Genomic DNA, 13,987 nt, shown 5'->3' with positions numbered 1-13,987 from the left:
CAAGCATGCGGACGGCTTTTTTGTTAGGGCATATGTGAGCTGTTGAATTACATCATTCCCATTCCCGGTGCACCACCTGCCGGCATTGCCGGAGCTGGCTCTTTGATGTCTGCTACAACAGACTCTGTTGTCAATAATGTAGAAGCAACGCTTGTTGCGTTCTGTAATGCACTTCTTGTAACTTTTACAGGATCAAGGATTCCTGCATCTACCATGTTTACATACTCTTCTTTTGCTGCATCAAATCCGACACCCGGCTCGCTCTCACGAACTTTGTTGATGATGACAGCACCTTCGAGACCTGCATTTGCGGAAATGTAGAATAACGGAGCTTCCAGAGCTTTCAGGATTACTTTTGCTCCTGTCTTCTCATCACCTTCCAGTGTCTCAGCAAGTTTTGCAACCTCTTTTGTTGCATGGATGTATGCAGATCCGCCACCTGCAATGATTCCTTCCTCTACTGCTGCTTTTGTAGCTGCCAGAGCGTCTTCCATACGCAGTTTGCTTTCTTTCATCTCTGCTTCTGTAGCTGCACCTACACGGATCACTGCTACGCCGCCTGCCATCTTCGCAAGTCTCTCCTGCAGTTTCTCACGGTCGAAATCAGATGTAGTTGTCTCAATCTCTGCACGGATCTGAGCAACTCTTGCTTTAATTGCCTCAGAATCACCCTCACCGTCAACGATGATTGTGTTCTCTTTCTGAACTTTAACAGATTTTGCCTGACCAAGCTGATCTAATGTTACATCTTTTAATTCCAGACCAAGTTCGGAAGAAATTACAGTACCACCTGTCAGGATTGCGATATCCTGCAGCATTGCTTTTCTTCTGTCACCATATCCCGGTGCTTTTACGCCGACAACAGTGATTGTTCCACGTAATTTGTTTACGATCAGGTTTGTTAATGCATCACCCTCGATATCCTCAGCAATGATTAATAATTTTTTACCTGTCTGTAAGATCTGCTCTAACAATGGTAAAATCTCCTGAATGTTTGTAATCTTCTTATCTGTGATCAGGATGTATGGCTCATCCAGGTTTGCTTCCATTTTATCCATATCAGTTGCCATGTATGCAGAAATATATCCACGGTCAAACTGCATACCTTCTACTAAGTCTAACTCTGTCTGCATTGTCTTGGACTCTTCGATTGTGATAACACCGTCTGCGGAAACTTTCTCCATAGCATCTGCTACCATATTTCCTACTGTCTCGTCGCCAGCGGAGATTGCTGCAACTTTCGCGATATGGTTCTTTCCGTCAACTTTCTGGCTCATAGCTGCGATTGCTTCTACAGCAGCCTCAGTTGCTTTCTTCATACCTCTTCTCATAACGATTGGGTTTGCACCTGCTTCCAGGTTTTTCATTCCCTCTTTGATCATTGCCTGAGCGAGAACGGTAGCGGTTGTTGTACCATCACCTGCTACATCATTTGTCTTTGTAGCTGCTTCTTTTACAAGCTGTGCACCCATGTTCTCGAATGCATCCTCAAGCTCAATATCTTTTGCGATTGTAACACCATCATTTGTGATCAGTGGAGCACCAAAAGATTTATCCAGAACTACGTTTCTTCCTTTCGGTCCTAATGTAACACGAACGGTATCTGCTAATTTATCTACACCAGCTTCCAGAGCTTTTCTTGCCTCTGATCCATATTTTAATTCTTTTGCCATGATAATTTTCCTCCTTCAATTTTATTACTCTACTACAGCAAGGATGTCATTCTGTCTTACGATGATGTACTCCTCACCCTCTAATTTTACTTCGTTACCTGCATATTTAGAATAAATAACTTTATCACCCGGTTTTACCTGCATGGTTACTTCTTTACCATCTACCATTCCGCCAGGTCCTACAGCGATTACTTCTGCTTCCTGTGGTTTCTCCTGTGCACTTGTTGTAAGGATCAGACCGGATTTTGTGGTCTCTTCTGCCTCTACCTGTTTTAATACAACTCTGTCACCTAATGGTACTAATTTCATGATGTGATTCCTCCTTATTCTATATATAAGTTCTATGCTTTCTTTTGTTTTATTAGCACTCATTTCTTCTGAGTGCTAACCGATAGTCATATAATAGTTTTTTTACACCTGAATCGCAACTAAACAATTTCGTATATATATGTGTATTTTTTCCACTTTTCTCTTATATACTCTTTTTTTCTTACTTTTTCTCACTTTTTCATTTTTTAAATCAATGCAAAATGCTTCAGTGCATGATAAATACCGTCTTCATGCAACCCCCTAGTTACATAGTCCGCATGCTCTTTAGCCACATCCGTTCCGTCCCCCATCGCAACTCCCACACCGGCAAACTCCAGCATGTCTACATCATTGGCACTGTCACCGAATGCATAGGTATCCTTTACATCAATTCCCAGTTTTTCGCATACAAAAGCAATTCCGCTCGCTTTGCTGTATCCTTTTGGTACTACTTCCATGGCCACATCCCCGTGAACCATAAAATCATAATCATCCTTTAATAATTCGATCACCGCCGGATAATCCCGATCATGGATTAAAACAGAAAACTTACTTGCTTCCCACTGTTCCTCATGCCCTTGAATCGGCAGCATACAGTCTTTCATAACCTCCAGCAGATATCTTCCGTATGCATCTCTGCTGATCTTGTCTGCATCCATGTACAGCATATGGCGGCCTTCCATAACCATGGCAATATCATAATCATAAAATACCTGTACTGCCTTTTTCAATAATTCCCGGTCAATCTCTTTGTACAGCATTTCTTTTCCTTTATATTCTATAAAGGTGCCACAACCGCAGACAATGCCGTCAAATCCCATACCGAGCAGCTCTTCACTGTTGATAAACACGCGTGTCCTTCCACTGCAGAGGAAGGTCTGATGTCCGTTCTCCTGAAGCTGATGAATTGCTTCTTTTGTGCTCTGTGGAATGTTATTGTCCCTGTCCCATAAAGTCCCGTCAATATCAAAAAAAATCGCTGCCATATATGTATGTGTTCCTTTCTTCTTACCTCATTTTTCCTGTTTTCTGATTATAACGGTTTTTACATACAAATGCAAATATTCAGGGTAAGGCATAAAGCACTTTTTCCAGATGAAAAATCGTTTCTTTATTTTGAAGATTTCCTTAATATTCTTTGAATTCACAGTTTCGCCACATCGTACATGCTATAATAAGTAGAAACAGGTAAAATCGACAACACATGAGACTTGATACATGATTCTGGTCAACGTAGTCTATTACATTCTTCTCAGAATCATTGCATTTTCTCACCGACATTAAGAGGAGGTTACATTATGGCATATCCACATAAACGGCACCGTTTTCAAAAATTTATTGTTTTTCTGTTTGCTATCGTGATTATTTTACTGGTTAGCTATTTTGTTGCCTTACCAAAAATAAAAACAAAAGCCACCGGAATTGTAGCTGAAAAACTTCTGGAGTCACAAATCACATCTGATACATCTGCCATTGCAGGCGTCAATGCTCAGGAAATCCTTGATGCCATGAACGATACAGACCGTGCAACCGTAGATCAGATCATTACAAATCATATGTCTGCAGATACAATGAAAGAAGCCTCTTCCTACATCACCAGCGGCGATACTGCCGGATTAAAACAATACGCAAAAGATACGCTGACAGCCTCTGAGTTGGAACAGATCAAAGAGCTTTATAATAAGTATAAAGGACAGGTTTCGATGAAGTAAAGCGTAACACTATATTAAAAAGGAGCCAAAAAACTTACCTTGTTAGCTAACAATCGCTGCCAAGGTAAGTTTTCTCCGCTCCCTTATCTACAACATAATAGCTTACTGAAAACAGTACTGCAATATTTCTTGCGTAACTTGAAAACGCTTATGCCATAGCAAATTTATCATAATAAACAAGTACTTCTCATTCCGATAAATTTAGTTTTTTTTAATTTTTCACTCTTTTTACTTTATTCAACAACTCCTGATTAGCATTCTTTACAAATCCACAATTATCCCTATAAAAAATCCAATTAACAAGTCAAAGTGACAAGATGTCACCCAAAAGTGGTAGATAAAAATATCAATGTGCCATATAATACAATAGAGGATTGCGTTTTGGCAGAGTCCTATGTAAAATAATCGGACAAGGATGAGAAGAAAAAGGAGATTCTTATGGGAACAAATGAAAAAAATATGACCACTGGATCACCTGGAAAACTGATCATTACTTTTGCTATACCACTGATGCTTGGAAATATCTTTCAGCAGTTTTATACGATGGCAGATACCATGATCGTCGGACAGGTGGTAGGGGTTGAAGCACTGGCGGCAGTAGGCGCCGGAGACTGGCTGGTATGGCTGGTGTTCGGTATCATGACAGGTATCACACAGGGTTTTTCTATTCTGGTAGCTCAGTTTTATGGAGCAAGGGAAAAAGAAAATCTGAAATGCGCGGTGGCGAAAAGCTATATCATGACAGCACTGCTTTCTGTGATTGTACTTGCGGTAAGTGAAGGGGCAGTTTATCATGTTCTTTTGTTTTTACAGACACCGGATAATGTCATTGACCTGACAATGCTATATCTTCGGCTGATCTTTGCCGGAATTCCGATCATAGCAGCTTATAATATATTTGCAGCGATTCTTCGAGCACTGGGTAACAGCAGATCTCCACTGATAGCAATGACCGTAGCAGCGTTGATCAATGTGGGACTGGACCTGTTATTTGTGGCAGTTTTTGGCTGGGGTGTAGCCGGAGCAGCAGTGGCGACAGTCATCGCACAGGGATTTTCAGCCCTGTACTGTCTGATGGTGTTACGGAAAATTCCGGATATCCGACTGGAAAAACAGGACTTCTACAGACAGCCGGCAATGAGTCTGCGGCTTTTGAAAGTGGCGACTCCTCTTGCGATCCAGAATGTGATCATCTCTATAGGGGGGCTTACAGTACAGTATGTAGTCAATGGATTTGGATTCCTGTTTGTGGCTGGATTTACAGCATCAAACAAATTATATGGAGTTTTAGAGATGGCTGCCGTTTCATACGGATATGCAATTACAACCTATGTAGGCCAGAATCTTGGTGCAAAGAAATATCAGAGAATCCGGAAAGGTGTGCATAGCGGAACTTATATGGCATTGCTTACTTCTGTTGTGATCTCAGGTGTGATGGTGTTATTCGGACGCAATATATTGTCACTGTTTGTATCCGGCGAACCGGAACAGATCCGACAGGTGTTAGACATTGCATATAAATATTTGTTTATTATGGCAATTTTTCTATGGGTACTGTATCTGCTGTATGTATATCGTTCGGCGATTCAGGGTCTAGGTAATACCCTGATTCCCCTCGCCAGTGGCATTGCAGAATTTGTGATGCGTGTCAGTGTTGCATTATTGTTACCAAAACTGATCGGTGAAGACGGAATTTTTTATGCGGAAATTTGTGCCTGGACCAGCGCAGCTGTTTTATTGTTTATAAGTTATATGATTATTATACGAAAATACAAAGAATAAGGTTTAGAGGAATAAGTTTTTAATATGATATAAAGAACTGCTGCATCACAGATTCATCTATGATGCAACAGTTCTTTTATATTAAGCTGCAATCGCATATATACTTTTCAAAATAATAAAAAAGAGAGATTGTTCATCAATGATAACAAATCACTGCACATCTACACTATTGTACCGAAAGATAAGAATATCCCATCAGGCTCTCATCTACTTCTCTGGCTGCTTCGCGTCCCTCACGGATTGCCCATACAACCAGTGACTGTCCTCTGTGCATATCGCCTGCGGTAAAGACTTTTTTCACATTCGTCTTGTAACGGCCTTCTTCAGTTTCTACGTTTGTTCTGGCATTTAATTTTACACCAAAAGCATCTGCTACGTATTTCTCTGTACCAAGGAATCCCGCTGCGATAAGTACCAGATCTGCATCCAGTTTCTGCTCACTGCCTTCCACCGGAACCATGTTCATACGACCGGTTTTCTCATCTTTTTTCGCTTCCAGTTTTACAGTGATCAGACCTGTCAGATTGCCGTTTTTATCTTTCAGAAACTCTTTTACCGTTGTCTGATAGATTCGCGGATCATGTCCGAATACAGCAATAGCTTCTTCCTGACCGTAATCTGTCTTGCAGATTTTTGGCCATTCCGGCCAAGGATTGTTCGCAGCACGCTGATCCGGAGCTTTCGGCATCATCTCAAGCTGTGTTACAGATACTGCTCCATGACGAATGCTTGTTCCCACACAGTCATTTCCGGTGTCACCACCACCGATGATCACAACTTTTTTGCCCTTTGCAGAAACAAATTTTTTATCTTTCAGATTGGAATCGAGCAGACTCTTTGTGGTCTGTGACAGGAAATCCACTGCAAAATAAATACCTTTTGCATCTCTGCCCGGTGCATTGATATCACGCGGATTTTTGGCACCGCAGGCAAGTACCACGGCATCATACTCTTTCATAAGTTTTGCTGCTTTTTCGTCTTTTCCCACATTCACTCCGGTGACAAAGTTGATGCCTTCTTCGGTCATCACATTGATTTTGCGGTCGATGATGTGTTTTTCCAGTTTCATATTCGGAATGCCATACATCAGCAGTCCACCCACACGGTCATCGCGCTCATATACGGTTACCAGATGACCTCTGCGGTTTAACTGGTCTGCTACGGCCAGACCAGCCGGGCCTGATCCGATGACAGCCACTTTTTTCCCTGTACGCACTTTTGGCGGATTTGCCTTCGCATATCCTTTTTCATATGCATGTTCAATAATTCCGTACTCATTATCCCGCACAGTGACCGGATCATCATGCAGACCGCAGGTACATGCAGCCTCACACAGTGCCGGGCAGACACGGGATGTAAATTCCGGGAAGTTGTTGGTTTTGTGCAGACGCTCGTAAGCCTGCTCCCATGTTCCCATATAGATCAGGTCATTCCACTCCGGCACCAGATTGTGCAGCGGACAGCCACTGGTCATGCCCATGAGTGTCATACCTGACTGACAGAAGGGAACGCCGCATGCCATGCAGCGTGATCCCTGAATCTCCTGTTTTTTCTTTGAGAGGTGGATGTGGAATTCATCAAAATTTTTGATTCTTTCTTTCGGTTCAACCGCTTTGCTTACCTCTCGGTCATATTCCATAAATCCTGTTGGTTTTCCCATTTTAATCCTCCTGTTTTACCGAAATTCATCATAATTCACCATAAGTGCTTCACTTCCGTAAAACTATCTTTTTATAGAAGTGAAAGTTTTCTCATGTAAAATTTCTATGCCTGAGCCTCAAGATTTGCATAAAATGCTTCAATCTGAGCCTGCTCTACGTTGTAGCCTTTTTCCTCCATCTGTACGATGGTTGTCAGCATATGATGATAATCATATGGCACTACTTTTTTGAATTTCGGCAGATATTCTCCGAAGTTATCCAGAATTTCTTTTCCTTTTACGGAATTGGTCAAAGCGACATGTTCCTGAATCAGTTCTTTTAATTCCTGTACATCGTATTTGTTGGTCAATTCCTCGGTAAATACCATTTCTTTATTGGTTCTTGTATACAGATCGTTGTCCTCATCCAGTACATATGCGACACCGCCGCTCATACCTGCTGCGAAGTTCTTGCCTGTTTTTCCGATAACAACTACGCGTCCGCCGGTCATATACTCACATCCGTGATCGCCGACACCCTCAACGACTGCAATTGCACCGGAGTTTCTGACTGCAAAACGCTCTCCTGCCACACCGTTGATAAATGCTTTTCCGCTGGTTGCACCGTAAAGTGCTACGTTACCGATGACAATGTTTTCATCCTGACGGTATTTGATGCCTTTCGGCGGATATACGACCAGTTTTCCACCGGAAAGTCCTTTTCCGAAGTAATCATTGCTGTCACCTTCCAGCTCCAGTGTCAGGCCGTTCGGAATGAAGGCTCCGAAACTCTGTCCACCGGCTCCGTTACATTTTACCACGTATGTATCATCTTCCAGTGTATCTTTGTATCTTCTTGTAATTTCAGAACCAAAAATGGTACCAAAGGAACGGTTGATATTAGAAACATTGATTTCTATGCTTCGTTTCTGTTTCTGCTCAAGTGCCGTTTTCATCTGTTTTAACAGCACTTTCTCATCGGCTGTTTTCTGCAGTTCAAAATCGTATACTTTTTTCGGATCAAAGATTACTTTATCCTTTGAGCTTGCAAACGGATTCTCCAGAATGTTCTTCAGATCCAGTTTTGCAGCGTGACCGGTTAAGTTATCACGTACTTTCAGCAGATCAGAACGTCCAACCAGCTCATCTACCGTGCGGACACCAAGTTTTGCCATATATTCGCGAAGCTCCTGAGCGATAAAACGCATGAAATTCATAACATATTCCGGTTTTCCGGCAAAACGTTTTCTCAGTTCCGGATTCTGTGTAGCGATACCAACCGGACATGTATCCAGGTTGCAGACACGCATCATGACACATCCCATTGTTACCAGTGGAGCTGTAGCAAAACCGAATTCCTCGGCACCAAGCATTGCTGCTACAGCAACATCTCGACCACTCATGAGTTTTCCGTCTGTCTCAATGCGGACTTTATTTCTCAAGCCGTTCATGATCAATGTCTGATGCGTCTCAGCGAGACCAAGCTCCCAAGGAAGTCCTGCGTTATGAATAGAGCTTCTCGGTGCAGCACCGGTTCCTCCGTCATAACCGGAGATCAGAATAACCTGTGCACCGGCTTTTGCAACACCGGCTGCAACAGTTCCGACACCTGCTTCTGATACCAGTTTTACAGAAATTCGTGCTCTTGTGTTTGCATTTTTCAGGTCAAAGATCAGCTGTTCCAAATCCTCGATGGAGTAAATATCGTGATGAGGCGGCGGTGAGATCAGACTTACGCCCGGTGTGGAAAGTCTTGTTTTTGCAATCCACGGATATACTTTTTTACCCGGTAAATGTCCACCTTCTCCCGGTTTTGCGCCCTGTGCCATTTTAATCTGAATTTCCTGTGCGCTGACAAGGTAACGGCTGGTTACACCAAATCGTCCGGAAGCAACCTGTTTGATAGCAGAGCACCGCTCCGTATCCAGTCGTTCCAGGCTCTCACCACCTTCACCGGAATTGGATTTACCATGTAACCGGTTCATGGCGATGGCAAGTGTCTCATGAGCTTCCTGTGAAATAGAACCGTAAGACATCGCACCTGTTTTAAATCTTGTCACAATAGAGTCAACACTTTCTACTTCATCGATTGGAATACCTGACTTCGGATATTTGAAATCAAGTGTTCCACGGATATTCATAATGTCGGTCTCATTATTGACCAGCTTTGTATACTCTTTAAATAAATCATAATCCCCACGTTTTGTGGACTCCTGCAGCAGATGGATCGTCTGTGGATTGTACAGATGTTTCTGTGCTCCGCTGCGCATCTTGTGATGTCCTTTGCTGTCCAGTGTCAGCTCCGTCTGTAATCCAAGCGGATCAAATGCCATGGAATGCAGCTCATTTACATCATTTTCAATATCAGAAATCGTGATGCCGCCGATTCTGCTGACAGTATCCGTAAAATATTTATCAATGACGCTTCGATCAATACCGATAGCTTCAAAGATTTTGGATCCCTGATAGGACTGGATTGTGGAAATACCCATCTTGGAAGCAATTTTTACAATTCCGTGTAATACCGCAGAGTTGTAATCATTGATCGCAGCATAATAATCTTTATCAAGCAGATGATCATCTACCAGCTGCTCAATCGTATCCTGCGCCAGATATGGGTTGATGGCACAGGCACCGTAACCAAGCAGTGTTGCAAAATGGTGGATCTCACGCGGCTCACCACTCTCCAGGATCATTGCCACTGCAGTTCTTTTCTTTGTCTGGATCAGATGCTGCTGCATTGCAGAAACTGCCAGCAGTGACGGAATTGCCACATGGTTCTCATCCACGCCACGATCGGACAGGATCAGGATGTTTGTGCCGTCACGGTATGCACGGTCTGCCTCTACAAACAGGCGGTCAATGGCTTTCTCCAGACTTGTGTTTTTATAATAAATAATCGGAACAACACCAACTTTGAAACCTTCTTTTTTCATATGTTTGATTTTCAGAAGGTCTGTATTTGTCAGAATCGGATTTTTGATCTTCAGTACCTGACAGTTTTTCGGCTCTTCCTCCAGAATGTTTCCATCTTCACCAACATAAACTGTTGTGGATGTGACAATCTCCTCACGGATAGCATCGATTGGCGGATTTGTAACCTGTGCAAACAGCTGTTTGAAATAGTTAAACAGCGGCTGATGATCATCGGATAATACAGCCAGCGGTGTATCAATGCCCATGGCTGCTGTGGATTCCGCACCGGTTTTTGCCATCGGAAGCATGACTGTCTTTACAGACTCATAAGAATAGCCAAAGGCTTTCTGGATGCGGTGCAGATCATCGCCGGTGTAACGCGGTACACGCACATTCGGAATTTTCAGATCTTTCAATTCTACCAGGTATTCATCCAGCCACTGTCCATAAGGACGTTTGCCCGCATAAGATTCTTTCAGCTCATCATCATCGATGACACGGCCTTTGACGGTATCAACCAAAAGCATTTTGCCCGGACGCAGACGATCTTTTGTGACAACCTTCGTCGGATCTACATCCAGCACACCTACTTCAGATGCAAGGATCAGATAATCATCATCTGTAATGTAATAACGGGACGGACGCAGACCATTGCGGTCAAGGACAGCTCCCATAATATCCCCGTCACTGAATACGATGGATGCCGGGCCATCCCATGGCTCCATCATCGTTGCATAATACTGATAAAAATCTTTTTTCTTCTGACTCATCAGATGATTGTTTGCCCACGGCTCCGGAATAGTGATCATAACCGCCAGTGGAAGTTCCATACCACTCATTACCAGGAACTCCAGTGTATTATCAAGCATTGCGGAATCGGAGCCGGATGTATTGACTACCGGAAGCACCTTGGATAACTGACCTTTCAGATGCTCAGACTCCATGGTCTCCTCGCGGGCCAGCATCTTATCGGAGTTACCCTTGATTGTATTGATTTCACCATTATGTACCATAAAGCGGTTCGGATGTGCACGCTCCCAGCTCGGATTTGTATTTGTAGAGAATCTGGAATGAACCATTGCAATGGCAGATTCATAATCCGGATCCTGCAGATCTTTGAAAAACAAACGCAGCTCGTTTACGAGGAACATTCCTTTGTAAACAATCGTTCTGCTTGACAGTGATACTACATAGGTATTGTCGTTAGACTGTTCAAAAACGCGGCGTGCCACATACAGGCGGCGGTCAAAATCCAGACCTTTTTCCACATCATCCGGACGTTTGATAAACGCCTGCATAATGTATGGCATGCAGTCTACAGCTTTCTGTCCAATGACTGTCGGATCCGTCGGCACTTCTCTCCATGCCAGCAACTCTAACCCTTCTTTTTCAATGATGACTTCAAACATCTTTTTCGCCTGATTGCGTTTTAACTCGTCCTGTGGGAAGAAGAACATACCAATTCCGTAATCTCTTTCTTCACCTAAAAAGACGCCGAGGGATTTCATGGTTTTGGAGAAGAATCTGTGAGATATCTGTAACAGAATACCTACTCCATCACCAGTTTTTCCTTCGGCGTCTTTGCCAGCTCTATGTTTTAAGTTTTCAACAATTTTTAATGCGTTCTCAACCGTCTGATGTGTTTTCACACCTTTAATGTTTACCACAGCACCAATACCGCAGTTGTCATGCTCGAACCTTGGATCGTACATGCCGACAGCCTTGGCGTTGCTCTCGTTCATATGAAGTTTCATAACATCTTCCTTTCTGTAATCCGTTACATACGCTTTTTTACATGTATTAACGCAAACTGATTGATTGGGTATACTATACCGCTTTTTTTTTAAATTGTAAACCCACTTTTTTCCTCTAATTGTCAGATAGTCAGATAATTATTTTTTAATTATATTGTTGTTTCTAAATTATTTTAATTATCTGTCCATTTTGTTTTATATCGCACAATTTCACTTTGTATTTCTTTATAAAAAAATTTACCTGTAAGAATCAAATTCATGTATTACAGGTAAATTTTTCGAATTTTATATTCAATTCATTCTTTTTTTGGATGTTGGCCAAAATTTAATATTATGAAGGGCGAAATCAGAGATTCCTTTAATAACCTACAAATTGACACCCATTAAAAATACAATTTCAGCACTTTTTCGTCAGTTTTTTTGCCAACTATGGAACCAATCACCATGCAAAGCAGTGATACACTGATGCCGATCAGAATCTGGTGCAGATTCGCGATTTTCCATCCAAAGAACATGGTCACACAATAGCATACCGCACCACCGATGATTGCACTGATCGCTCCGGCTTTGTTTGCTTTTTTCCAGAACATACCAAGCAAGAAAATCCAGAAAAATGCACTTTCCAGTCCACCAAAGGCAAACATATTGATCTTCCAGATCACACTTGGCGGATTGATGGAAATTCCAAAAATAATAAGTCCGATCACCAAGGTACAGATCTGGCTGAGCATCGTTGTTGTTTTTTCAGATACTGCATGTCCCTTTTTCTCTTTCTCATGCATATACACATCTTTTACGATGGAAGATGTCGTGCTCAGCAGCAGAGATGAAATTGTGGAAATGGATGCTGCGATTGGTCCAATGATACAGATTCCGGCCACTAATGGTTTTAAGGAACCTGCAATAGCAAGCGGAATGATATTATCCACACTGTTTCCATAGTCTGACAGATTTCCGGTCAGAACACCTGCGGATAATACACCAATAAAGTTCATGCCGATATTCATAGCGCCGACAACAACGGTACCAAGAATAATCGCATGATGCAGCGATTTTGTATCTTTGTAGCTTAAACAGCGCACTGCTGACTGCGGTAATCCCAATGTAAAGATACCAACCAGCATCCACTGGGAAATGTACAGACTCACCGGCATATTTCCACCGGATAATGGCTCCAGCATCTCAGGCTTTGTAGCCGCGATGTTTTCCATAATGTTCTCATAGCCGCCGCCCTGACGGATAATGCCAATGAGCAAAATCACCATACCTGCCAGCATAACTACCGCACAGATGGCATCTGTAATCGCTACGCCACGAAATCCACCGACAGTCGTGTAGATAACAACAACCAGGCCGAATACGATCAAACCCGTGAGATAAGAATATCCTGTGACTGCCTCAAATAATTTCGCACCACCTACAAACTGAGCAACCATCGTTGCCGCGAAGAAAATAACGATGATAATTGCGGAAATATTTGCCAGCACATCAGACTGATACCGATGTCGGATCACATCAATAATGGTCACTGCATCAATTTTTCGTGAAACCATCGCCATTTTTTTACCAAGGATACCAAGCACCAACAATAACGCTGTCACCTGAACGACGGACATATAGATCCATCCGAATCCAATGCTCCATGCCTGTCCCGGTCCGCCGACAAAGGAACTTACCGAACTGTAAGTTGCAACGGTGGTCATCGCCAGTACAAAGCCTCCCAGACTACGGGAACCGATAAAATAATCTTTTACAAAGCCTTCGGAGGTTTTTTTTGCAGATGCCCGGCGCACATAAATACTTACGATCAACATAATGATCATAAAAACAAACACCGGCATCAATGCCAGAATATTCTTATTCATCTGCATTTTCCTCCTCCAGATCAAAGTCTTTAAATACGCGTTTCATCAGATATACAACGACAATAATGGAAAATATCCATGTGCCGATGCATCCTGTGACAGCCCATAACGGAGTATGGAAAATAGTGATATGTAACTTGCTTACTCCAAACCCTGCAACTATCCAGAACACGATAATTGCAATGACTGCCCAAAGGACAGATTTCGCCTCTTTTGCGATCTGCCGCAATTTTTCCTTTCGCTTCATGACGTCCTCCCTCATTTTTTGGCTCGTGTCAACGATTCCACAGTTCACTCAGTTTCGTTCTGATTTTTCATCTCTGATTAATTATATACA

General features: G+C 42.6%; 9 protein-coding genes. 2 read left to right on the top strand and 7 right to left on the bottom strand.

The window, feature by feature from the left end; translation table 11 throughout:
* Window positions 1-47: 47 nt before the first annotated feature.
* From groL to ACIRUQ_RS03125, 3 genes are all read right to left on the bottom strand, one after another.
* Window positions 48-1,673, bottom strand: a complete 1,626-nt coding sequence (gene groL, locus ACIRUQ_RS03135; RefSeq protein WP_055289663.1) for a chaperonin GroEL — start codon at window positions 1,671-1,673, stop codon at window positions 48-50.
* Between the two features lie 24 nt (window positions 1,674-1,697).
* Window positions 1,698-1,982 (bottom strand): co-chaperone GroES, encoded by a 285-nt coding sequence (gene groES, locus ACIRUQ_RS03130; RefSeq protein WP_022036466.1) that lies wholly within the window; start codon window positions 1,980-1,982, stop codon window positions 1,698-1,700.
* A gap of 206 nt (window positions 1,983-2,188) precedes the next feature.
* Window positions 2,189-2,968, bottom strand: coding sequence for a Cof-type HAD-IIB family hydrolase (locus ACIRUQ_RS03125; RefSeq protein WP_021739519.1), 780 nt, complete (start codon window positions 2,966-2,968; stop codon window positions 2,189-2,191).
* 312 nt (window positions 2,969-3,280) lie between these two features.
* On the opposite strand from ACIRUQ_RS03125, the gene ACIRUQ_RS03120 reads away from it, so the two are divergent.
* Both ACIRUQ_RS03120 and ACIRUQ_RS03115 read left to right on the top strand, forming a co-directional pair.
* A complete protein-coding gene (locus ACIRUQ_RS03120) occupies window positions 3,281-3,694 on the top strand; it encodes a hypothetical protein (RefSeq protein ID WP_055289661.1) in 414 nt (137 codons plus the stop codon).
* 438 nt (window positions 3,695-4,132) lie between these two features.
* The gene (locus tag ACIRUQ_RS03115; RefSeq protein ID WP_055289658.1) at window positions 4,133-5,476 is read left to right on the top strand and encodes an MATE family efflux transporter; all 1,344 of its coding nucleotides are present in this window, start codon (window positions 4,133-4,135) and stop codon (window positions 5,474-5,476) included.
* 166 nt (window positions 5,477-5,642) lie between these two features.
* Here ACIRUQ_RS03115 and ACIRUQ_RS03110 read toward each other — a convergent pair whose 3' ends face one another.
* The 4 genes from ACIRUQ_RS03110 to ACIRUQ_RS03095 all read right to left on the bottom strand — a co-directional run bounded on the left by ACIRUQ_RS03110 (window position 5,643) and on the right by ACIRUQ_RS03095 (window position 13,897).
* Window positions 5,643-7,136 carry a glutamate synthase subunit beta gene (locus ACIRUQ_RS03110; RefSeq protein WP_022035537.1) on the bottom strand — a complete coding sequence of 498 codons (1,494 nt, stop codon included), beginning with the start codon at window positions 7,134-7,136 and terminating at the stop codon, window positions 5,643-5,645.
* Window positions 7,137-7,240: 104 nt separating this feature from the next.
* Window positions 7,241-11,785, bottom strand: a complete 4,545-nt coding sequence (gene gltB, locus ACIRUQ_RS03105; protein ID WP_055289656.1) for a glutamate synthase large subunit — start codon at window positions 11,783-11,785, stop codon at window positions 7,241-7,243.
* 383 nt (window positions 11,786-12,168) lie between these two features.
* Window positions 12,169-13,650, bottom strand: a complete 1,482-nt coding sequence (panF, locus tag ACIRUQ_RS03100) for a sodium/pantothenate symporter (protein ID WP_055289655.1) — start codon at window positions 13,648-13,650, stop codon at window positions 12,169-12,171.
* Entirely contained in the window at window positions 13,643-13,897 is a 255-nt protein-coding gene (locus ACIRUQ_RS03095) for a YhdT family protein (RefSeq protein WP_022035535.1), read from the bottom strand. Before ACIRUQ_RS03095 ends, panF begins: the two co-directional genes overlap by 8 nt.
* Window positions 13,898-13,987: the final 90 nt, after the last annotated feature.

The sequence above is a fragment of the Eubacterium ramulus genome (genome assembly GCF_045002895.1).
Classification (GTDB): domain Bacteria; phylum Bacillota; class Clostridia; order Lachnospirales; family Lachnospiraceae; genus Eubacterium_I; species Eubacterium_I ramulus.
The sequence above is the reverse complement of the archived record's forward strand: the minus strand, read 5'-3'. Positions and strand labels throughout refer to the sequence as shown.